This is a genomic window from Sorangium sp. So ce119 (assembly GCF_051524405.1).
Classification (GTDB): Bacteria; Myxococcota_A; Polyangia; order Polyangiales; family Polyangiaceae; genus Sorangium; species Sorangium cellulosum_G.
Window position 1 is genome coordinate 8,134,718 of sequence record NZ_CP150310.1, and the last position, 20,650, is coordinate 8,155,367.

The following is a 20,650-nucleotide window of genomic DNA, read 5'->3' on the forward strand; positions in this document are numbered from 1 at the left end:
TCCTGATCCCCTGGACGTGGGATCTGCCTGGACGTGGCTGCTCGAGCGGTGCGCCGAGGTCGTCGGCGCGACGGACGGGGCTGCCGGCTCCGCCGGCGGCGCGAGGCGCCGGCTGCAGCTCTTCCTCGCGCTCGCGCTGATCGTCGCGGCGAGCTTCTTCCTCCGCGGGATCTGGGGCGCGAGAGGCCTGCTCCCCGCGGCCGCGCTCTTCGTGCTGGCGGTGCAGGCGGCGCGCGCCGTCGTCGACGCGCGCGCGTCGGTGTGGCGCGCCGCCGCCCTGGACCTCGAGGATCCGGCGCAGCGGCCGCGCGCGTGCGCGGATCCGTGGTTCTCGCCGCCGACGGCGAGGGTCCTGCGCGCGCTGGCGGAGGTGATCGACGCCGCGCGCCGCGAGCGCTACGCGATCGCGCTGGAGCGGCTGCCGCACGTCGACCGCGCCGCGCTCCGGCCCGACGAGGTGCGCCTGCTCGACGCGGCGCGGGCGCTGCTCTCGCTCGGCCTCGGCGATCCGTCGCGCGCGGCGCAGCAGGCGATCGTCGCGCTGCCGACGGGGATCGACGCCATCGACGCGCGGCTCGGCCGCGTGGTGCTCGCCGACGCCTGGAGGAGCCCCGCGCGGCTCGACGCGATCGATCGCGCGTGGCGGCGGGAGCTCCGGAGCGGCGTGACGTCCGAGGCGCTGGAGCGCCTCCTGTCGCTGTCGCGCCTGCGCCTCGTGCCGCACGCGGTGGAGGCGCTGCGGCCCGCCGAGGCGCGCGAGCTGTCGGCGGAGGCGTGGTCGATCGGCGAGGAGGAGCTCGCCGCGGCGCTCGAGTCCCGCGCGCGAGGCGGCGTCTACCGCTGAGCGCGGGCGGCGCGGCGGCGGCGCTGCGCGAGCGGCAGGGCGGCCGGCGGTGCGCGAGCGGCAGGGCGGCCGGCGGTGCGCGAGCGGCAGGGCGGCTGGCGGTGCGCGAGCGGCAGGGCGGCTGGCGGTGCGGCGTTCAGGGCGGCGGCTCGCGCGGCACCGCGGGCGCGACCTCGCGCTCCAGGCGGAGGCCGCCGAGCGAGATCTCGACCACCGCGGCGAGCCGCTCGGCGACGAGCCGCTCGGCGGAGGGCCCCGCGGCGCGCGTCTCGGCGATGAAGGCGAAGCAGCGCCGTCCGTAGCCGCCGAAGGCGACCGCGAAGCCCGCGAGCGGCGCCCCGGGCGGGGCGTCCGCGACGCCGATCTCCACGACGGTGTCGAAGCCCTCGGGCACGTCGATCCGGCGCTCCACGGCGGTGAGGCTGCGGTCGGGGCGCGGCAGGTCGCGCCAGAGCCGCGCGCGCGCCTCGCACGCGGCGCGGCTCGCGCGGCCGTCCTCCCGCCAGGTGCGCACGAGCAGCGACGTCGACGACGCGGCGTGGGTCGCCACGAGCCACGGTCCCTCGCCGTCCTCGACGCGGAAGCCGCGCGCGTCCGGCAGCGGGAGCCGCAGATCGAAGCGCTCCGAGCGGTACTCGCCGAGCTCGCCGTCCCCGAGCGTGGACGGCGGCGGCGGGGGCGGCGCAGCCCGCGGCGGCGGCGGGGGCGCCGCGGGGGCCGCCGCGCACGCGGGCAGCAGCGCGAGCAGCGCGGCGGCGAGCCGCGCGGCGGCGAGCCGCGCGGCGGCGGGCCACAGGGCCGGGCGCGCCGCGGGCGTGGCCGATCGCCGCGCGGGGGCCGGCGCCCCGGCGAGGTGGGCGCGCATCGACGGCCTCATCGCGCGAGCAGCACGAGCAGGGCGCCGGCGCCGCCCTCGGCGTCCGGGGCCGTCGCGAACGCGGCGACGTGACGGGCGACGCGGCCGTGGCTGAGCCACGCGGCGATCTCGCCGCGGAGCACGGCGTGGCCGCGGGGCGAGTGGGTGCCCTTGCCGTGGACGATGGCGACGACGCGGTCCCCGTCGCGCTGGCGCTTGCAGACGAACGCCTCGACGGCGTCGCGCGCCGCCTCGAGCCGCAGGCCGTGCAGATCGAGGGTGCCGTCGATCGCGTAGCGGGCGCGGCGGAGCCGCCTGAGCTCGCGCGGGTCGACGTCGAGCCGCCTGCCCTCGATGCGCTCGCTGTCGTCCGTGATCTCGAACTTGATCCCGTCGATGACGAGCGAGCGCATGCGCGAGCGCGCGTCCTCGTCCGGATCGGACGCGAGCGTCGGGAGCGCGGCCCGCTCGACGCGGCTCGCGGTGACCGGGATCCGGTTCACGCGGTCCTCGAGCACGCGGACGCCCGCCATGTAGATGGCGAAGGTCTCGGGGTCGACGGGCCGCGGCGCCGGCTCGACGCCCGCCTGCGCCGCGCCGGCGCCGTGGGCCGCGGGGGCCTTCACCCTGGGCTTCGCCTCGGGCGCGGGCGCCGCGGCCCTGAGCTTCGCCTCGGGCGCGGGCGCCGCGGCATTGGGCTTCGCCTCGGGCGCCGCGGCCTGCGCGCCGCCCTTCGGCTTGGGCTTGGTGAGCTGCCGGAGCGCGGAGAACGGCTGGTAGAACGCCTCACTCGCCTTGCGCGCCGCCGCCTTCGCGGGGCTGGCCGCCGATCTCGGGTCTCGCTCGCGCTTCGCGCTCTTCGCCATCCCCCAGAACATCGCTCGCGAGACCGCGGAGCGCAAACCGGACGGCCTCGATACCGGCGAGCTGCCCGTCCTCGAAGTGCCAGTCGGGGTCATCGAGGTCGGGGAAGTCGTGCGGGTTGCGGATGTCCTCGGCCGTGAGGTGGGGGACGAGGCGCCGCGCGAGGTCGATGACCTTGGCCCGCTGCGCTTCCTCCATGGCCGCGAGGAGCTCGAAGACGCGGTGGAAGAGCTCGGCGGGCGAGAGGGGCGCCCGCGGCGCGGGAGCCTGCGGGGCGCCGGGGCCGGCAGCATCGGCGCCGGCGGAGTCGGGGGAGCGCATCGGGCGCAGGATACTTCACCGCCGCGGAGCCGCCGCGTCTGCCGACGCCGCGCGCCGCGCGCTGCGCACCGCGGGCGAGCTCGGCCGAGCGGAGCCCTCCTGTGGCTGCGAGGCGGGGGAGCTCCGGCCGCGGTCCTGCCCGATCACGGCGCGCCGCCCTCCACCTGCGAGCCGGCCGCGAGCCTGGCCAGCGGGACGAGCTTCGCCCGGTAGATCAGGTTCCACGCGGGCCGCTTGCCGCCGCGGGTTTCCTCCATCGAGGGGAGATCGCAGATCTCCAGCCGGACGACCACGCTCGCGGCGCCGGGGTACCTCGCGAGCACCTTGCCTGCCAGCGAGGCTGCGAGCGCGCGCCGCAGCGACTCGTCCTCCTCCGTCAGGAAGAGCGACACGAGGCTCCTGACGCGGAGATCCGCCTCGTGGTTCGCTCCGGACTCCAGGGCATCGGCGTTCACCCTTCCGCGCGCGTCGGTCACCTGGAATCTCGCCCAGGGCAGCGCGCCGACCGAGGGAGCGAAGAAGTTGTAGCCGCTGTCGGCCCCGGAGAGCGCGCTGTGATAGGCGATCACCCTGCCGAGCCACCCTGCCCTCTGCGGGTCGACGTGGAGCGCCCCGAGGAGGACGCACCCGAGGTGCGCCGCCGCGGCCAGGGTCATGAGGGCGAGGCCCCGGCGTCGTGTTCTTTCGCCCATGAGTCTCCCTTCCTGCGGCCCTCTCCGAGGAGGACCGGCCGTCTCGCAGCGCGGCAAACGTGGGAAAGCGGAGACCCGCCTCGCCCCCGCGCTGGTACCAGCGCAAGGTCAGCGAGGTTCGCCGAGGCGCACGACCGGCATGGGGAGGTCCCCTTCCGGCGGTGCCTCGAACCGCCGGTGCTCACGAGGCCACCCGAACGGATCGAACGGCTCGTACGGCCGGATTGGCCGGAATGGCCGGATTGGCCCGTACGGCCGGAAGGGCCGGTGCGGCCGGATTGGCTCGTACGGCCGGAAGGGCCGGTGCGGCCGGATGCTCCCATCATACGGGAGGTCGTCAGGGGGGATCCGAGCGTCGGGGAGGGCCGGGCTCGTCGTCTCCTCGACGAGCGCGAGATCCTGGATCGGCGTTGTGCCGCCCGCTGCAGCGAGCTGCGCGGCGCCGAAGGCCATCCCGGACAGCGCCAGCGCGCCGAGCGCTTTCGCCAGCTTCATCACGGACTCCTTTCACGATGCGAGCGGCTTGCCGGGCGTCGTCCCATGCAGGCTGCGTCCATGGTGATGCAAGCGAGAGGCCCGTTCGCGACGCACCGCCGGCGCTGCGCGCGGCGGCGTCGATTCCCGATAACCTCGGATCGGCCGCGCGCGCGCGGCCCTCAGGGGGTCACGTGTGCAAGCGGTGGACAGCGGCCACGCCGGCGGGAGCGCCCGATCGTGCCGTGCTTCTGGTGACAGCGCCCCACGCGGGCTCAGGGCATGATCAGGATATTCGACAGTTCATCGACGATCCTGCCGGCGTCGCCGCTCTCGAGGTTGACGAGCACGGTGATGGAAGCGTCGCTGTCGATCGCGTGATAGGACGACGACGTGAAGCCCCAGATGCTGCCGTCGTGCCCGTACTCGACGCCGAGCGGCGATTCACGGCGGGACAGCCCGAGGCCGTACCCGTTGCCCTCGCCGAGCGGCGCGTCCACCCACGTGGTCAGCTCCGCGAGCTCTGCGGGGCCGAGCAGCGTGCCGTCCAGCAGCATGCGGTAGAAGCGCGTGAGGTCGCCGGTGGTCGAGACCAGCGCGCCCGCCGTGCCGGCCGCGGACGGGTCGATCGCGGACGTCGTATCGACGAGCCGCCCCCGGCTTCGCCCGTAGCCGTGCACGAGGCCTGGTAAGGCCGCCTCGGCGCCGTCGAGGTAGGTGTGCGCGAGCTCCGCCGGCTCGAGGACGCGCGCGCGGAGCAGCTCGCCGACGGGCTCTCCGGAGGCCGCCTCGACGAGCAGACCGGCGATGATGTAATTCGTGTTCGAGTAGGCGAAGCCCTGCCCCGGCTCGAAATACGGCGGCTTCGACGCCGCGAGCGCGACGAGCTCCGCGGGCGTCCACGCGTGCGTGGGATCGTCGAGGGCCGCGCTCCAGAACTCGTCACAGGAGGTGAAGTCGAACAGCCCGCTCGTGTGGTTCAGGATCTGCCGCACGGAGATCTGCTCGCCGCGGGGGACGCCGTCCACGTACCTGGAGACAGCGTCGTCGAGCGACAGGCGGCCTTCTGCGCGGAGCATCAGCGCCAGCGCGGCGACGAAGCTCTTGGTGATGCTCCCGACGCGGAACAGGTCATCGGGCTGCATTGCCACGTTGGCCTCGGCGTCGGCCACCCCGGCTGCGCCGCGCCACCGGCACCCGCCGATGCTCACGGCGGCGGCCGCGCCGGGCAGCCGCTGCGCGTCCACGGCGGCGTCGAGCGCTCCCTGGAGCTCGGCCGAGAGCCCGTCGCAATCGACGTCCGGTGCGGCGTTCGCGTCAGCGGGGTCAGCGCTCCCCGCATCAGCGCTCCCGACTCCGCCGCTCCCGACTCCGCCGCCGTGAGCATCGGTCGCCCGGTCGAGCGGCGCCGGCGAGGAGCTGCCGCACCCGATGAGCAAAGCGAGGCCGGCGCAAGCGATGAAAGCGGTCCGCCGAAAAGCACGGCTCATCGATCAGATCTCCAGGGTGCCCACGAGGTGGATGGCTGCGCTCCGTCGCGCCGCTCCCGAGAGGCTGAGGGGCGCGCCGCGCGAAGGGCGCGCATCAAGGCGCAAGGGATCCGACCGTGTCAACCCGCGCGCACAGCGGCAGTGCTCTCGCCTACTCCCCACGACAAAAGCGCGACTCGCCGCGTGAGCGGGCCGACAGGCCGCTCCACGGATCCCCGCGCGCTCGACGGAGGAGACGTGCATCTCCCTCCGCGTGGAGCGCCCGCGCGCCATGTACTCTGGGGACTCCGCGTCGCGTCGTCGGCGTCCGACGCGCGCCTCGGTCAGCGCGGCGGCGCCGCGGCGACGGCGAGCGCCCGCAGCAAGGTGATCACCGCGAGCGAGTGGCTGATCCGGCCGTCCTGCATCGCCGCGATCACCTCGTCTGCGCTCATCACCACGGGTTCGGTGCTCTCGTGCTCATCGCCCTCGGGCTCGCCGACCCGCCGCGCGCCGCGCGCCAGATAAAGGAAGCATCGATTCCCCTGGAGCGCCGGATTCGGGTGCACCCACCCGAGCGGCTCGATCGAGGCCGCCGCATAACCCGTCTCTTCCAGGAGCTCGCGCGGCGCCGCCGCGTCCGGCTCCTCCCCGGGGTCCACGATGCCCCCTGCGGTCTCGATGGTCACCGCGTCGACGCCGTGCCGGTGCTGCCGCACGAGGACGAACTCCCCTGCATCGGTGATCGCGGCCACGGAGATCCAGTCAGGGAGCTCCAGGGTGAAGGCGGTATACGAGGCGTCGGCGGCCACGACCTCGTGGCGGTGCACTGCGAGCGGACCGAAGAACCCGGCGACCGCCGAGGTGTGTCGGCGAGGGATCGTGATGCCCATCGGGTCTCGATACTACAGGGCCCCGCGCGCGGGCGCGCCGCTCGCCGCCTTTTCCGGCACTGCGCTGGCCGCCTTCTCCGGCGCCGCGCCCGCCGCCTTCTGCGGCACTCCGCTGGCCGCCTTCTCCGGCGCCGCGCCTGCCGCCTTCTGCGGCACTGCGCTGGCCGCCTTCTCCGGCGCCGCGCCCGCCGCCTTCTCCGGCTCCGGCACTGCGGTCGCCGCCTTCTCCGGCACTGCGCTCGCCGCCTTGTCCAGCCCGGCAATCGCCCCCTTCTCCACTACCGCGCTCGCCGCCTTCTCCAGCCCGGCGCTCGCCGCCACCGCCGTCGCGGGCCTCTCGCGGCGCTCCCGCCGGAGGACCTCCTCCGTATCGTCGCCGGACACCCCTTCCGGCGCCGCCCGCTGCTCCTCCTGCGGCGGCGGCCACGCGGTGACGTAGCGGGGCACCTCGCCGGGCCCGGACGCGTCGATCCAGGAGACGCTCCCTGTCCCCGGCGCACGCACGTCGATGTGCACGAACGAGCTGTTCGGATAGTACCCGCAGCCCGTATCGGCGAGCTTGCGGCAGGCGGCCGCGAGCTCGTCGTTGCGCACCCCCGCGATGCGCAGATCGAGCGCTCGCCCCGTCTGGTGCAGGCTGCCCTGGCTCTGCGGCCGGTACCCGCTCACGAGCGACACGAGCCGCCCCGGGTACCGCCGCGCGAGCGCGTCGATGCGCGAGAGCAGCCCCGGATCGAGCAGCCGCACGCCGGGCGCGATCTCCCCGGCCTGCTCCCCGCCCCGCTTGCCCCCGGCCGCTCCCCGCCTGTCGCCAGCCGACCGCCGCTTGCCGCCGGCCGCCTCCGGCTTCCGCGCAGGCGCGCGCTCGTCGGGCAGCGACGGCCGCGGCGTGCCCCACGGGCGCGCGATCAACGAGAGGGCGCGCCGGGCCTCCTCGCGCGGCCTCCCCGCGCAGTCGACGAGCTCGAGGCGCTCGGGCTCGATCCCGCTGCGATCGATCGACAGCGTCGGACCGAGGCACGGCTTCGGCGGCGCCTCGCGGCTCCCCCCCTCGCGGCTCCCCCCCTTCTTCGCCGCCCGTCGCTTGCTCTCCACCGTGCGCGCGGCCCTCTTCTTCTCCTTCCGCTTCTCCCGGGCTCCCTTCCCCGCGCCGGCCTCCTTCCCGGCCGCGCTCTCGGCCACGCGCGGCGCCTTCCCGCCGCTACGGCTCTTCCGCTTCTCCGCGCCGCCCGTCCTCTCGTCCCCGCTCGCCCCCGCTGCGGAGGCCGCCCTGGCGTCGCCGCGGCGCGGCCTCGCCCGCTCCTCTGTCCCGCGCGCGTGTCCCGCGCGCTCCACGCCCGCGACGCTCGCCGGCGAGCGCTCGCGACGGGCCTGCTTGCCGGCATCTTCGCGGGCCTTTTCTCCGGCCTTCTCGGCGGTGTGCGCCCTGGGCAGCGGCTCCGCGTGCAGCGGCCCCGCCGGGACGGCCGGCACCGCGATGCTCACGAGCACCGACAGCACGGCAGCGCGAGCACGCGTGAGGCGCGCGCGCGGCTCCGCGCTGCGCATGGGCTCCCCCGCGGCCCGCGGCGCCGCGCCTGCACTGCTCACGGATCGAAGGCTCATCATGGAAAGCTCCAGTCGGGTCGGGTGCGAATGCCATCCACCCTGGGATCGGATCTCCCGGACACGACGTCGCCGCCCGTCCGCGGGATGGGGATTGGGAAAGGCAGTCGGCGGTCCGCTTCTTGAATCAACCTGGGGACAGGGAACCTGGGACGAGGTCAGCGACCTCGACACAGCGTCTCCAGGACGCCCCTCGCGGAAGCTCAGAAGGGATCGAGGAGCGATGCGTATCGAGGAGCTCTGAGGACCGAATGTCATGAAGTGCGGAGGGCAGCCCAATTTTCTGCGGCGCTGGCCAGAGGCTGTGGTAGGAACCAGCTACCTCGCGACTGCGGTCGGGTCGTGAGCGCGGATCCGGGGTGCTTGGGGGCAGAGCCCCTCATCACACGGTCCGCCGCCGGGTACCTCCCGGCGCACTGCGGCGCGACCCTTTCTCCGCGATCGACACGATCGGCGGAGAGATAGGCGTCGCGTCCGTTGAAACATCGTCCGGGCCATCGCGGATCGCGGGGGGAAGCCCGGTCCAACACGCACCAGCCTCAATCACCACACAACCGATGCAAGCGGGGCGCCACACGCGGGATGCGGAAGCCGAGCCCGGTGGCGCGTCCATGATCGCTCCGAGGTCACCAGGGGCACGACATGCGGCGAATTCGTAGAGACGCAACCAAGGTCTGGCACAATCCCGAGCTCCACACCGCCTATGCCCGTGGTCAGCCGAACCCCGGGGGGCTGCCGCGCCCGACCCAGACCGGCGAGGACCGGCGGGCGGCGAAGGAACATCGCGCCGCGCTCGAGGCGCTGTTCTCCCCGCGCAAGGAGCCGGAGGCAGAGGACGGCAAGGGCACGCGCGTCAAATCCGGGCGCGACGCCGCGTCCAAGGCGCCGGGGCGCATCGTCCTCGCGCCGCCCCCGCAGAGCGACCCGAAGGCCGTCGAGCGCCAGAAGCTCCTGTCGAAGCTGCTCTGCGCGTCGGGCCGGCCCAACATCTCCAAGGCCGCGAACGACTTCCTCCGCGCCGGCCACACGTTCCCCGCGGAGCAGGACGTGTACCTGCAGCTCCTCGAGCACAGCGACGAGCAGCGCATCCAGCAGGCGATCGACGAGCTCTCCGGCATCCTCGTCGGCGAGCTGCCGAAGCGGCGCGCCGTGCTCGAGTCGCGGCTGCGGCGCATCGAGGAGTTCGCGGAGGAGCCCGCGACGCGCGAGGCCGCCGAGCGGCTGCGCCGCCAGGTGAGCGGCAGGCCCGAGGCCCCGAGCGCGGGCGGCGCCCCCGCCGACGCGGGCTTCCAGGCGCGGCCGTCGAGCCCGCAGGCCATCGCGCCCCACGCGGCCGACGGCATCTCCGAAGCGAGCGGCGAGGCGGAATGACGCGCGCGGAATTCGAGGCCGAGCTCCGCAAGCTAGTCCAGGCGTTCGAGACGGGCACCGGCAACGAGCGGTGCGTCGCGTGCGTGTCGTGCGAGCGCTGCGTCGACTGCACGTTCTGCCGCAACTCGAAGGCGCTCCAGCGGTGCCACTACTGCGTCGACACGCAGCGCAGCTCGGACAGCACGCACTGCCGCGGCTGCCGCGACCTCATCGCGTGCAGCCACTGCGTCGCGTCCGAGCGGTGCACGCAGTCGTCGTACCTCGTGCGCTCGGTCGACTGCACCGGCTGCACCTACTGCTTCGGCTGCGTGGGGCTCGTGCGCAAGGACTTCCACATCCTCAACCAGCCCTACGATCGCAGCACCTACTTCAAGCTCACGGCCAAGCTGATGCGCGAGCTCGGGCTCAGCGCGGGCAACGGCGCGGAGCCCGCCCCCGCCCCGCGCGCCGCCCAGCGCTAGCCATGCGCGCGGTCGTGCAGCGCGCGCTCGCCGCGCGCGTCGAGGTCGACGGTCAGGTGGTCGGCGCGATCGAGCGCGGCCTCGTGGTCTTCGTCGGCGCCGCGAAGGACGACGACGACGCGGACGCCGACCAGGTCGCGAACAAGGTCGCGGGCCTCCGCGTGTTCAGCGACGACGCCGGCAAGATGTCGCGGGCGCTCGCGGACGTGCCCGGCAGCGGGGTGCTCGCGATCAGCCAGTTCACGCTCTTCGGCGACGTCCGCCGCGGCCTCCGGCCGAGCTTCGACGGCGCGATGGAGCCCGTGCGCGCCGAGGCGCTGTACGAGCGCTTCGTCGCCGCCGTGCGGGCGCGCGGCCTCGAGGTGGCCACCGGCCGCTTCCGCGCCGACATGCGCGTGTTCGTCGAGAACGACGGCCCGGTCACCATCCTGATCGATTCAAAGCGGACGTTCTGACGCCGCCCTGACGGGCGCCGCCGGCGACCGCCCCTTCCCGCCCGGCGCCGCGCACGCTAGCGAGGGCAGCCATGCGGATCAGCATCGTGGGCGCAGGCGCGCTCGGGCGCATCTACGGCGTGCGCCTCGCCGCCCAGGGAGACGACGTCACGTTCGTGGTCCGGCCCGAGCGCGTCTCGGACGTGCGGCCGTTCGTCATCGAGCAGGTGAACAGCGCCGATCGCCGTGACACGCTCGATCGCCCGCGCCTCGCGGCCGACATCCCGGCCGACACGGACGTCATCCTGGTCACCGTGCGCTTCGATCAGCTCGCCCCCCGGCCCGACGGGGTCGCGCCGCGCGCCGATGAGCGCAGGACTGTCGCGGATCTCCTCCGCGGCGGGCCGGCCGCCCCCGTGGTGGTGCTCACGCCGCTCATGCCCCCGGAGCGCGCGGCGCTCGAGGAGGCCGCGCAGCGCCGCATCACCCCCGCGATGCCGAGCGTCTCGGGCTACCTCGATGAGCGCGGCGTGGTCCGCACCTGGATCGTCGGGTTCACGTCGACGCTCATCGACGCGGACGGCGGCGCCCCCGCGGAGCGACCGCTGCTCGACGAGCTCGCGCGCCGCCTCACGATCGCCGACATCCCGGCGCGGCTCGAGCGCGACGTGGACGCGCAGAACCTCGCCACCACGATCGCGTTCTTCCCGCTGATCGCCGCCATCGACGCGGGCGGCGGCACCAGCGCGCTCGTCGCGGACGAGGGCGTGCTCGGCGCCGCGCTCGAGGCCACGAAGGAGTGCGCGGCGCTCGCGGGCCGGCTGGGCGACGTGGCCCCGTGGACGAAGCTCCTGACCCGGGCGATCGGCCCGCTCACGCTGAAGCCCGGGGTCGCGCTCGCGCGCCTCGTGGCGCCCGAGGCGCTGCGCTTCCTCGACGTCCACTTCGGCCCCAAGCTCCGCGCGCAGCACCTCGCGATGGGCGCCACCCTCGTCGCGCTCGGCCGCGAGCACGGCGTGAGCCTGCCGGCGCTCGAGCGGCTGCTGACCGTGATCGAGCGCCGCCCGGCGGGGCGCTGACCGGCGCGTCGGCGCACGGCAGCGTCGGCGGGCGGCAGCGTCGGCGGGCGGCAGCGTCAGCGCGCGGCCGCGAGCTGCGCCGCGAGCGCGATCGCCTCGCGCATGCCGCGCGGGTCGGCGCGCCCCGTGCCCGCGAGGTCGTAGGCGGTGCCGTGGTCGACGCTCGTGCGCACGATCGGCAGGCCCAGCGTGACGTTCACGGCCTCGCCGAAGCCGAGGAGCTTGCTCGGGATCGTGGCCTGGTCGTGGTACATCGCGACCACCCCGTCGAGCGCGCCCCGCGCCGCGAGCCGGAAGGCCGTCTCCGCCCCGAGAGGCCCCGTGAGCTCCGCCGCCGGCCCCGACCGCGCGAGCCGCCGCGCCGCGAGCCGGATGCCCGGCGCGATCCGCACCTGCTCCTCGTCGCCGAGCAGCCCGCCCTCGCCGGCGTGCGGGTTCAGCGCGGCGACCGCGACGCGCGGCTTCTCGCGGCCGAGATCCGACAGGAGCCGCGCGAGCCACACCGCGGCGCGCGCCACCTCGCGCGGGCTCACCGCCTCGGGCACCTCGCGCAGCGGCACGTGGGTCGTCACGAGCGCGGTCACGAGCTTGCCCGAGGCGAACGCCATCGTGACCTCCCGCGCGCGGAGCCGCCGCCCCAGGTGCTCGGTGTGCCCGAGGAAGTCCGCCGACCCCGGCGCGCCGCTCGTGGCGATCGCGTGCTTCGACGCGGGCCCCGTGACCAGCGCCGCGGCGACGCCGTCGCGCACGAGGTCCGTCGCCATGTCGATCCACGCGAGCTGCGCCGCGCCGTCCTCGGCCTCGGGTCGGCCGAACGCGCTCGGCCGCGAGAGCCGCGCGCTGCCCGACCAGACGCCGATCTCGCCGGGCGCGAGCTGCGCGATGGCGGCGCCCCCGTCGACCACGACGAGCCGGCGGGCGGCCACCCGGACGAGCCGCGCGGCGCGCCGGAGGACCGCCTCGTCGCCGACGAGCACGCAGCGCACGCCCTCGACGGACGCAGCGCCGGCCACGGCCACCTCCGGGCCGACCCCGCTGGGGCACCCGACGCTGATCGCGACGATCGGCGGCGCCACGGCGCTGCGCGAGCGAGCTCCGCCGCGCGGCGTACCGGCGCCGGCACGCGGCGCGCGGCGTTCAGACGACGTCATCGGGTGATACGCCGCTCGCGCCCGGTCGTCGCAGCGCCGGTCGCCGACGTCCCCGAGCGCCGCTCCGCCCGCGCGGTCTCCTCGCGCTCGTCGTCGCCGTCCTCGTCGTCGTCGCCGTCCTCGTCGCCCTCGTCGTCGCCGTCCTCGTCCTCGTCCTCGTCGCCCTCGTCACGAGACTCCCCGCGCTCGTCGCCGTGGGCGTCCGCGCCGGCTCCGCCCCGCTGCGTCGCGCGGGCCGCATCGCCGCCCTCGGGACCGCCGGAGCCCGGCAGCGGCGACTCGAGCCGGTACCCGGCCCCGCGCAGCGTCACGAGCGGCAGCGCCGCGCCGAGCTTCGCCCGGAGGCGCCTCACGTGGATGTCGACGGTCCGCGCGCCGCCCTCGTACTGGCTCCCCCAGACGCGCCGGAGCAGCTCTGTCCGCGACACAACCTTCCCGCGCCGCTCGCACACGTACGAGAGCAGCGCGAACTCCTTCGCGGTGAGCGGCACGTGCATGCCGCCCACCGACACGTCGTGGGCCGCGCGATCGATGACGATCGCGCCCACCTTCACCCGCTCCTCGGTCGCGAACTCGCTGCGGCGCCACTCGACCAGGCGCACGCGAGCGTAGAGCTCGGCGGGCACGTACGGCACCAGCAGGAAGTCATCGAAGCCGCTCGACGGCTCGATCCGCGCGATCTGCGCCACGCTCACCGCGACGAGCGCGCCGACCTCCTCGAGGCGCGGCTCGCGGCGCAGCGCGCGCAGCGCCGCCGCGGCCAGGTCAGGCCGATCGAGCGCCTCGACGACGATCGCCCGCGCCTTGCTCTCGTCGTCGACGAAGAGCCGCGGCGGATCGTCCCAGAGGTCGAGGGTCCGCACATCAGCGCCCAGCGAGCGCAGGACCGACGCGGCGCCCTCGTCGCGCTCCAGGTCAGGTCCGTGTCCGACGATGGCAATGAAGCTTCGACGCGCCATGTCCGCCCCGTATACGGGTGTGGCGTCGGGCCTGCAAGACGCACCGCGCAAGACCCACCAACACCGCTGCGGGGCTCACGTTTCGTCCTGGTTTCGTGCTTTGAAATCAGCCGATCCGCGTTCCGCCGACCGTGATGAGATCGATCTTGATTGTGGGGCAGCCCACGCCGACCGGAACGCTCTGTCCGTCCTTGCCGCACGTCCAGATGCCGTCGGAGGTCGCGACGTCGTGGCCGAGCATCGTGACGCGCCGGAGCACCTCGGGGCCGTTTCCGATGAGGTTCACGCCCTTGAGCGGCGCGGTCAGCTTGCCGTCCTCGATGAGGTAGCTCTCGGTCAGCGAGAAGACGAAGTCGCCGTTCGAGATGTCGACCTGCCCGCCGCCGAACTTCTTCGCGAAGACGCCGCGCTTCACGGACCTCACGATCTCCTCGGGATCGTGCGGGCCGGCGAGCAGGATGGTGTTCGTCATCCGGGGCATCGGCGCGGCGGCGAAGCTCTCGCGCCGCCCGTTGCCGGTCGGCGTGAGGCCGTAGTGCTTGGCCGAGAGCCGGTCGTGCATGTACCCGACGAGCTTGCCGTTCTCGATCAGCGTGCTGCGCTCGGGCTCGTGGCCCTCGTCGTCCACGTTGATCGTGCCGCGCGACTGGAGGAGGGTCGCGTCGTCGACCACCGTGCAGAGCGGGCTCGCGACCTCCTTGCCGATCTGTCCCGAGTAGTTGCTGGTCCCCTTGCGGTTGAAGTCGGCCTCGAGCCCGTGCCCCACCGCCTCGTGGAGCAGGATGCCGCTGTCGCCCGGGGCGAGCACGACGTTCATCTCGCCGGCGGGCGCGTCGCGCGCGTCGAGCATCGCGACCGCCTGGCGCGCCGCCTCCTCGGCGTGCCACTCCGGCGACTTGCCCTCGAAGTAGGCCGTCGTCATGCGCCCGCCGCCGCCGCTCGAGCCTTCCTGGCGCTTGCCGCTGCGCTCGGCGAGCGCCCGCACGCCGAAGCGGAGGAGCGGCTGGACGTCGTGCGCCATCCGCCCGTCGCTGGTGGCCACGAGCACCTCGCGCACCTCCTCGGCGAAGCTGGCCTCCACCTTGACGATGCTGGGATCGAAGGCGAGCGCCGCGGCGCTGGCGCGCTCGAGCAGCGCTCGCTTGTCGAGGCCGGGGACGTCGAGCGAGACGAAGGGCAGCTCGTAGCGGCCCGGCAGCTCGCGGCGGCGGAGCTCGATCTTCTGGTTGCCGCCGGAGCCCGTCGCGATCTGCGCCGCCGTCTCGGCCGCGCGCTTCATCGCGTCCCAGGTGAGGTCCTCCGTGTACGCGTACCCGGTCGCGTCGCCCCGCTGGACGCGGACGCCGACCCCCATCGACACGCCGCGCGACGCCGCCTTGAGGATGCCCTCGTCGAACGTGAACCCGCCCCCCGCCCGGTACTCGAAGAAGAGGTCGGCGTAATCGCCCGCCTTGGACAGGGCGACCGAGAGGAGCCGCTCGCAGAGCGCTGCGTCGACGGCATTTTCCTCTCCTGGAGCGAACGGGGCGCGGTAGGCCTGGCTGCGCGACATGGTGGCCAACTCTAGGTCCATTCGCCGGGGCGGTCGAGAAGCGGTCACCACTTCGAGGCCTCCCCGGCGCCCTCGCTCGGCGCGGCGCGGCGCGCTCGGCGCGCAACCGTTGCGCACGGCCGCGCCCGCGCGGCGCCTCCTCGCCGGGACCTCCGGCCGGGAATGCTGAACACCCCGTACCACCTGTTCGAGCGATCGCAGCCGCGCCCAGGAACCCGCTCCGGGGCGCGCGGCGCAGGCGACGCGAGCGACGCCGCCGACAGCAGAGCTCGCGGCGTGAATCCATGCCATCCGGCGCGCGCCGCCGCCGGCGCCGTCAGATCGGCGCGCCCGGGCGTCAGGCGCGCGTCCCGTCGCGGGCGCGGGGGCCATCCACGGCGGCGCCAGGTGCCGACATGTGTGCAGAAATGTGCAAGAAGGTCGCTCGACTGCTATGCTTTGAGCCGTCTTCGCGTGGATGACGGCGCTGGCCGTCTTCTCCGTGATCTTCGCACTTCCCCGGCTGATCGGCGCGCTTTTGCATCGTGGGGCGCGCTCTTCCACACGCCTCGACCGGACCTGCCTGGCGTCCGACCGGGGCGGGGGCCCGACGCCATTGCGCCATGCGGTCGCCGCGCTCCCCACAAGGACCCGCGGGAGCGCATGCTGCAAACAAGCACCTTGGCGGTAGCTTCCGGAACTTCCGATGCCGCGCGCTTGTACGTGGTAGCGGGATTGGCTAGGTGTTTTTAGGTGAGGTGAGGGATGCCCGCGGGGCGCCCGAGCAACGCCTCGCTGCCCTCAGTAGGAGACTCCCATCGCCGTGGCGGTCGATCGCGACAAGGTACTCCAGACCGCGCAGAAGTTTGTCGAGCGGAAGCGCTTCGACAAGGCCATCGCCGAGTACCAGAAGCTGGTCGCGGAGGATCCGAAGGACGTCCGGACGCTGCTCAAGATCGGCGACCTCTACCTGCGGACGGAGGAGTACGTCGAGGCGATCACCACGTACGAGCGCGTCGGCCAGTTCTACTCCCTTCAGGGCTTCGCGCTGAAGGCGATCGCCGTTTATAAGCAGATCCGCGAGATCATCCACAAGCACGTCCCGCAGCACGAGGACCGCTTCGGCCACATCGTCCCGCGCCTCGCGGAGATCTACACGCAGCTCGGGCTCACGAGCGACGCGCTCGCGGCCTATGACGAGGTCGCGACGCGCCTGCTCCGCGCGGGGCGGGACCGCGACGCGATCGACATCTTCAAGCGGGTCGTCGATCTCGATCCGAACAACCCGCTTGCGTATCTCCGCCTCGCCGAGGCGCTGATCCGGGTCCGCGACTACGACGCCGCGATCCAGCGCTTCGGGACGGCGGCCGAGCTCCTGCTCAAGCTCGGTCGGCGCGACGACGCGCTGAAGGTCGTCGAGCGCCTGCTGCAGCACCGCCCGGACGCCCGCTTCGCCCGCATGGCCGCCGAGATCTACCTCGACCGCGGCGACCCGAGCGACGGGATGTCGGCCCTCACCAAGCTGCAGATCGCGTTCAAGGAGAACCCGCGGGATCTGGAGACGCTCGCGCTCCTCGCCCGCGCCTTCGACCTGCTCGGGCAGCCGGCGAAGGCGATCGAGGTGCAGAAGGAGTCGGCGCGCATCGCCAAGGAGGCGGGGCGGCTCGACCAGTTCAACGCCCTCGTTTCCGCCCTGGTCGCACGCGCCCCGAACGACGAGGGCGTCCGCCAGCTCGCCTCCCAGCTCGGACCGGCGCGGAGCACGCGCGCGTCGATCGACGTCGAGCTCGAGGAGGACGAGGGCGACGAGCCGGAGGAGCTCGAGGTCGAGGACGCCGAGCCCTCGTCCGCGGCGCCGATCCCGCTGCGCGCGTCGCAGCCCTCGACGTCCCCGGTGGCGAGCCCGCGGCAGCTCGTCGCGCACGCCGAGAGCTTCCGGCGCGACCGCCAGTACGACAAGGCGGTCGCCCTCCTCAGGGGCGGCATCGCGCGGCTGCCAGCCGCGCGGGAGCTGCGCGAGAAGCTCTGCGACATCCTGATCGAGGCGGGCGACCAGGACGGAGCGGTCGAGGAGATGCTCGCGTTCGCGCAGCAGCTCTCCGGCGAAGACGCCGTCGACGAGGCCGCGAGGCTCCTCGACGAGGTGCTGCTCCTCGATCCGGGGAACGCCCAGGCCACGGAGATGCTCAACCTGCTCGGCTACGCCGTGCCGCAGGAGGAGGAGCTCGCCGACGAGGAGCACACCGGCCCGGAGGTCTCGCCGACGTCCGGCGAGAACGACGCGTACGCGTCCGAGGTGCCGAGCCAGGACCTCTACGACCCCGACGCGCCGCTGCCCGCGTACACCCTCGACGAAGACGGCGTCGTCGAGGCGCTCCCCCGGCGCCCGCAGCTCGTCACGCACCTCGACGACCCGTTCGCGAACGAGCCGCCGCTGCCGAGCTTCCCGATCGACGACGTCGAGGAGGTCGAAGAGGTCGAGGACGTCGAGGAGGTCGAGGACGACGACGACGAGGAGACGGCGTCGGTCCACCCGAGCCGCTCGCCCGCGCACCCGCTCGCCGTGGCGGCTTCTCAGGCGCCGCCGGCGCCGTCGCCGTCGTCGATGCCCCCGCCGCCCGTGCTCGCCGCGCCGCCGGTCCTGTACAGCCCGTCGTCGGTCCGGCCGGCGTCGGTCCGACCGGCGTCGGCTCGGCCGGCGTCCGTCCGGCCGGCGTCCGCCCGCTCCGTGCCGCCGGGGTCGCTGCGGCGCGCGGACGCGCTCGACGAGGACGCGCTCGAGGAGGTCGAGTTCTTCGCGCAGCACGGGATGTTCGAGGAGGCGCGGAACATCCTCGAGGAGCAGCTCGCGCGGCTGCCGAACCACCCGCTCCTGATGGAGCGGCTGCGCGACGTCACCGAGCTGGCGTCGCAGGCGCGCGTGGCGACGGACAACCAGAGCGGCACGCGGGTCGTCCCGCGCGGCAGCGAGCGTCCGGACGAGGATCGCGCGTTCGACATCGCCGAGTCGCTGAAGATGATCGACGAGCTCGAGGTGGCGCCGGGCTCGGTGACGGGCGTCCAGGACGATCCTCGACAGGTCAGCGTCGAGAGCGTGTTCGAGCAGTTCAAGGCGGGGGTGGCGGCGCAGGTCTCGGAGTCCGACGCGTCGACGCACTACGATCTCGGCGTGGCCTACAAGGAGATGGGCCTCTACGCGGACGCCATCGCCGAGTTCGAGCTCGCCTCCCGCGACCCCGGGCGGGAGTGCGTCTGCCAGTCGATGATCGGCGTGACCCACCTCCAGATGGGCGACATCGAGGCGGGCATCGACGCGCTCATCCGCGGGCTGCACGCCTCGCACAAGACGGTCGAGCAGGAGCTCGCGCTGACGTACGAGATCGCGAACGCCTACGAGATGCTCGGTGTTCCCGAGCAGGCGCTCTACTACTTCCAGCGCGTCGCCCGGATGAGCCCGAGCTACAGCGACCCGCGCGGCAGCGTCGCGGAGCGGCTGCGCCGCATCGACGTCCCGAAGCCCGCCGCGCGCGCCGTCGGCGCCGAGATGATCTCGGACGAGTTCGACTCCGCCTTCGACGATCTCCTCCCGAGCGGCAAGCTGCCCTGAGCGCAGCCGGAGGCGCTCGCGGGCGCCGGCGTGCTCGACCTCGGTCGGGCGAAGCTCAACCTCGGTCGGGCGAAGCTCAACCTCGGTCGGGCGAAGCTCAACCTCGGTCGGGCGAAGCTCAACCTCGGTCGGGCGAAGCTCAACCTCGGTCGGGCGAAGCTCAACCTCGGTCGGGCGAGGCTCAACCTCGGTGCGCCCGTGGAATGCCAGAAATTGGGCCACGACGGGCGCTCTCGGATACCGGGGGTGCATGAACCGACCGCTCCTCTTCGCCGCCCTCACGTCGATGCTGACCGCTGGCTGCGGTGCCGGGATCGACACGAACGCTCGAGTCGGCCGCCCCCGCGACGCCGCCGCCAAGGTGGCGGCCGAAGCGCGGCGCGATGTCGCGCAGCGCGCGAAGGGCGCGACCGACGAGGGGGAACCGAGCGCCGAGGAGGCGGCCGCCGCGCGCAAGCCCGGTGATTACGTGGCCTACCGGTTCTCGGGCAGCTTCAGGAAGACGCCGCTGCTCCTCACGCAGCGGGTGGTCGCGCGCGAGGGGGACGTCCTCGTCGTCGACGTGACCCTCGAGGGCGACAAGGAGACCGAGGCCCTGCGAGTCCGCATGAGCGACGCGCCCAGTCGGCGCGGCGAGATCCTCAGCGCCGCGTGGATCGACGGTGGCGCCGAGCGCCCGGCGACCCTCGCGGCCTACGACGCGATGATGGCCAAGACCGCGCTCGCCGCCGACGAGAACGAGGAGGTGCTCGGCACCGAGGCGGTGCACGTCGAGGTCGGCGGCGCCGCCATCGCCTGCCAGAAGACCAGCTTCCGCGTGCGCCTCGGCAAGACGAAGGCGACGATGCGCACGCTCCAGAGCGACGACTTCGCCTGGGGCGACGTGGGCGGCGAGATCACCGCCGAGGACGGCCGCGTGCTCTACCGGGCCGAGCTGATCGACAGGGGACACATGGACGCGCCGCACGCGGCCGCGGCGGCCGCCGGCGCGGCGCCCCACCCCGAGCCGCGGCCGGCGACGGTGGCGCAGTCCGCCTACGAAGAGGACGAGGACTGAGCCGACGCGGGCGCGTCGCCCTGGTTCCCCTTGCGCGCGAGGATCTCGCCCGAGCGCGCGGCCGCCGCCTTGACCAGGTGGCCCATCTTCGGGTGCTCGGGCTCGAAATCCGGCTCGATCCCCTCCGCGCGGAGCGCCTCCGTGCAGACCGGCCCGATCGACGCCACCACGCCCCGCCCGAGCCCAGCGCGCAGCCGCTCGACGAGCCCCTCCTCGGCCGCGACGAGGAGCGCGTGCTCGACCTGCGCGCGGCTCGTGAACAGCGTGATCGCCGCGCCGCCGTCCGCCAGCAAGCGCAGCCCCTGCCGGAGGGCCGCGGTGTCCTCCGGGAGCGCCCACCGGTACACCGGCACCGGCGTGACCCGGGCGCCGGCCGCCTCGAGCCCGGCGTAGAGCTCATGGCTCGGCGCCCCGTGCTCCTGGACGGCGATGCGCTTGCCGCTCAGGTCGCCGAGCCCACGGACGACCTCGAGGATCTCTCGCCAGGTGTTCGGCTCGGGCACGGTGACGAACCGGGTCACGCCCAGCTCGCGCAGCGCCGCGGCCGGCTTGGGACCGCGCACCACGAGCTGCACGGAAGACAGCGCCGCAGCCATGAGGGAGGCGCCCCGGGCCCCCGCGCTACCGTCCTGGTCGGACGTCACCCCCTCGCCCTGAGCGGGCTCGAGCGCGGGCGCCGCCTCGGCCACGAGCGCCCTGGTCCCGACGCCGGTCAACAGGATCACGAGGTCGAACTCGGCGCCCGTGAGGCGCCGCGCGAAGTCGAGCGCGCGCTCGTTGCGCTCGATCGTGACCTCGCGGAGGGCCGGCGCGGTGACGGGCACCCCACCATACCGCTGGATCAGCGAGGCCATCTCGGCGGCGCGGCGGCTCTCGAACGTGATGACGCGGCGCCCTGCGAAGTCGGGCGACGCGGGAGGGGAAGGACGGTCGTTCAGGGGGTGCGTGGGCGTGCTCACCCGCGCAGCATAGCCCGGGTCCG

General features: G+C 74.2%; 19 protein-coding genes. 7 read left to right on the forward strand and 12 right to left on the reverse strand.

Translation table 11 applies throughout. The features are described from left to right. Positions 1-16 precede the first annotated feature (16 nt). Complete coding sequence (locus tag WME76_RS30660; protein WP_437955798.1) at positions 17-844, forward strand: hypothetical protein; 828 nt, start codon at positions 17-19, stop codon at positions 842-844. Between the two features lie 136 nt (positions 845-980). Here WME76_RS30660 and WME76_RS30665 read toward each other — a convergent pair whose 3' ends face one another. The 8 genes from WME76_RS30665 to WME76_RS30700 all read right to left on the reverse strand — a co-directional run bounded on the left by WME76_RS30665 (position 981) and on the right by WME76_RS30700 (position 8,003). Next, a complete protein-coding gene (locus WME76_RS30665) occupies positions 981-1,709 on the reverse strand; it encodes a hypothetical protein (RefSeq protein ID WP_437955799.1) in 729 nt (242 codons plus the stop codon). Between the two features lie 8 nt (positions 1,710-1,717). After that, positions 1,718-2,566, reverse strand: coding sequence for a Smr/MutS family protein (locus tag WME76_RS30670; RefSeq protein ID WP_437955800.1), 849 nt, complete (start codon positions 2,564-2,566; stop codon positions 1,718-1,720). Next, entirely contained in the window at positions 2,487-2,885 is a 399-nt protein-coding gene (locus WME76_RS30675; protein WP_434042492.1) for a hypothetical protein, read from the reverse strand. The genes WME76_RS30670 and WME76_RS30675 overlap by 80 nt, the downstream gene beginning before the upstream one ends. A 143-nt stretch (positions 2,886-3,028) precedes the next feature. Continuing rightward, positions 3,029-3,577: a hypothetical protein gene (locus tag WME76_RS30680; protein ID WP_437955801.1), complete on the reverse strand. Its 549-nt coding sequence runs from the start codon at positions 3,575-3,577 to the stop codon at positions 3,029-3,031. Between the two features lie 108 nt (positions 3,578-3,685). Further along, entirely contained in the window at positions 3,686-4,072 is a 387-nt protein-coding gene (locus WME76_RS30685; protein ID WP_437955802.1) for a hypothetical protein, read from the reverse strand. Positions 4,073-4,326: 254 nt separating this feature from the next. Further along, positions 4,327-5,541, reverse strand: coding sequence for a serine hydrolase domain-containing protein (locus tag WME76_RS30690; protein ID WP_437955803.1), 1,215 nt, complete (start codon positions 5,539-5,541; stop codon positions 4,327-4,329). Positions 5,542-5,864: 323 nt separating this feature from the next. After that, the gene (locus tag WME76_RS30695) at positions 5,865-6,413 is read right to left on the reverse strand and encodes an NUDIX hydrolase (protein ID WP_437955804.1); all 549 of its coding nucleotides are present in this window, start codon (positions 6,411-6,413) and stop codon (positions 5,865-5,867) included. Between the two features lie 12 nt (positions 6,414-6,425). Next, entirely contained in the window at positions 6,426-8,003 is a 1,578-nt protein-coding gene (locus tag WME76_RS30700) for a DUF882 domain-containing protein (RefSeq protein ID WP_437955805.1), read from the reverse strand. A gap of 657 nt (positions 8,004-8,660) precedes the next feature. Here WME76_RS30700 and WME76_RS30705 point away from each other — a divergent pair. The 4 genes from WME76_RS30705 (at position 8,661) to WME76_RS30720 (ending at position 11,363) form a co-directional block, all read left to right on the forward strand. Then, positions 8,661-9,389 (forward strand): hypothetical protein, encoded by a 729-nt coding sequence (locus WME76_RS30705; RefSeq protein ID WP_437955806.1) that lies wholly within the window; start codon positions 8,661-8,663, stop codon positions 9,387-9,389. Then, positions 9,386-9,850 (forward strand): hypothetical protein, encoded by a 465-nt coding sequence (locus WME76_RS30710; RefSeq protein WP_061614790.1) that lies wholly within the window; start codon positions 9,386-9,388, stop codon positions 9,848-9,850. The genes WME76_RS30705 and WME76_RS30710 overlap by 4 nt, the downstream gene beginning before the upstream one ends. Positions 9,851-9,852: 2 nt before the next feature. Beyond that, complete coding sequence (dtd, locus tag WME76_RS30715; RefSeq protein ID WP_437955807.1) at positions 9,853-10,305, forward strand: D-aminoacyl-tRNA deacylase; 453 nt, start codon at positions 9,853-9,855, stop codon at positions 10,303-10,305. Between the two features lie 71 nt (positions 10,306-10,376). Further along, on the forward strand, positions 10,377-11,363 hold the full coding sequence (locus WME76_RS30720; RefSeq protein ID WP_437955808.1) for a ketopantoate reductase family protein: 987 nt from the start codon (positions 10,377-10,379) through the stop codon (positions 11,361-11,363). A gap of 56 nt (positions 11,364-11,419) precedes the next feature. Here WME76_RS30720 and pdxA read toward each other — a convergent pair whose 3' ends face one another. The 3 genes from pdxA to WME76_RS30735 form a co-directional block, all read right to left on the reverse strand. Beyond that, the gene (gene pdxA, locus WME76_RS30725; protein ID WP_437955809.1) at positions 11,420-12,439 is read right to left on the reverse strand and encodes a 4-hydroxythreonine-4-phosphate dehydrogenase PdxA; all 1,020 of its coding nucleotides are present in this window, start codon (positions 12,437-12,439) and stop codon (positions 11,420-11,422) included. Positions 12,440-12,510: 71 nt separating this feature from the next. After that, positions 12,511-13,473: a winged helix-turn-helix domain-containing protein gene (locus WME76_RS30730; RefSeq protein ID WP_437955810.1), complete on the reverse strand. Its 963-nt coding sequence runs from the start codon at positions 13,471-13,473 to the stop codon at positions 12,511-12,513. A 106-nt stretch (positions 13,474-13,579) separates the two neighbouring features. Beyond that, complete coding sequence (locus WME76_RS30735) at positions 13,580-15,025, reverse strand: TldD/PmbA family protein (RefSeq protein ID WP_437955811.1); 1,446 nt, start codon at positions 15,023-15,025, stop codon at positions 13,580-13,582. Positions 15,026-15,827: 802 nt separating this feature from the next. Between WME76_RS30735 and WME76_RS30740 the strand changes: the two genes are divergently transcribed. Next, the gene (locus WME76_RS30740) at positions 15,828-18,611 is read left to right on the forward strand and encodes a tetratricopeptide repeat protein (RefSeq protein WP_437955812.1); all 2,784 of its coding nucleotides are present in this window, start codon (positions 15,828-15,830) and stop codon (positions 18,609-18,611) included. 250 nt (positions 18,612-18,861) lie between these two features. Further along, positions 18,862-19,668, forward strand: a complete 807-nt coding sequence (locus WME76_RS30745; RefSeq protein ID WP_437955813.1) for a hypothetical protein — start codon at positions 18,862-18,864, stop codon at positions 19,666-19,668. Here the strand turns inward: WME76_RS30745 and WME76_RS30750 are convergent. After that, on the reverse strand, positions 19,647-20,627 hold the full coding sequence (locus tag WME76_RS30750; protein ID WP_437955814.1) for a uroporphyrinogen-III synthase: 981 nt from the start codon (positions 20,625-20,627) through the stop codon (positions 19,647-19,649). The two genes, WME76_RS30745 and WME76_RS30750, sit on opposite strands and share 22 nt — an antisense overlap. Positions 20,628-20,650: the final 23 nt, after the last annotated feature.

What these genes read in the sequence shown, in the direction of transcription:
- WME76_RS30705 (WP_437955806.1), top strand. Translation starts at nt 8,661, where the DNA reads ATGCGGCGAATTCGTAGAGACGCAACCAAGGTCTGGCACAATCCCGAG.
- WME76_RS30690 (WP_437955803.1), bottom strand. Translation starts at nt 5,541, where the DNA reads ATGAGCCGTGCTTTTCGGCGGACCGCTTTCATCGCTTGCGCCGGCCTC.
- WME76_RS30670 (WP_437955800.1), bottom strand. Translation starts at nt 2,566, where the DNA reads ATGGCGAAGAGCGCGAAGCGCGAGCGAGACCCGAGATCGGCGGCCAGC.
- WME76_RS30665 (WP_437955799.1), bottom strand. Translation starts at nt 1,709, where the DNA reads ATGCGCGCCCACCTCGCCGGGGCGCCGGCCCCCGCGCGGCGATCGGCC.
- WME76_RS30685 (WP_437955802.1), bottom strand. Translation starts at nt 4,072, where the DNA reads ATGAAGCTGGCGAAAGCGCTCGGCGCGCTGGCGCTGTCCGGGATGGCC.
- WME76_RS30720 (WP_437955808.1), top strand. Translation starts at nt 10,377, where the DNA reads ATGCGGATCAGCATCGTGGGCGCAGGCGCGCTCGGGCGCATCTACGGC.
- dtd (WP_437955807.1), top strand. Translation starts at nt 9,853, where the DNA reads ATGCGCGCGGTCGTGCAGCGCGCGCTCGCCGCGCGCGTCGAGGTCGAC.
- WME76_RS30710 (WP_061614790.1), top strand. Translation starts at nt 9,386, where the DNA reads ATGACGCGCGCGGAATTCGAGGCCGAGCTCCGCAAGCTAGTCCAGGCG.
- WME76_RS30680 (WP_437955801.1), bottom strand. Translation starts at nt 3,577, where the DNA reads ATGGGCGAAAGAACACGACGCCGGGGCCTCGCCCTCATGACCCTGGCC.
- WME76_RS30745 (WP_437955813.1), top strand. Translation starts at nt 18,862, where the DNA reads ATGAACCGACCGCTCCTCTTCGCCGCCCTCACGTCGATGCTGACCGCT.
- WME76_RS30730 (WP_437955810.1), bottom strand. Translation starts at nt 13,473, where the DNA reads ATGGCGCGTCGAAGCTTCATTGCCATCGTCGGACACGGACCTGACCTG.
- WME76_RS30695 (WP_437955804.1), bottom strand. Translation starts at nt 6,413, where the DNA reads ATGGGCATCACGATCCCTCGCCGACACACCTCGGCGGTCGCCGGGTTC.
- WME76_RS30735 (WP_437955811.1), bottom strand. Translation starts at nt 15,025, where the DNA reads ATGTCGCGCAGCCAGGCCTACCGCGCCCCGTTCGCTCCAGGAGAGGAA.
- WME76_RS30675 (WP_434042492.1), bottom strand. Translation starts at nt 2,885, where the DNA reads ATGCGCTCCCCCGACTCCGCCGGCGCCGATGCTGCCGGCCCCGGCGCC.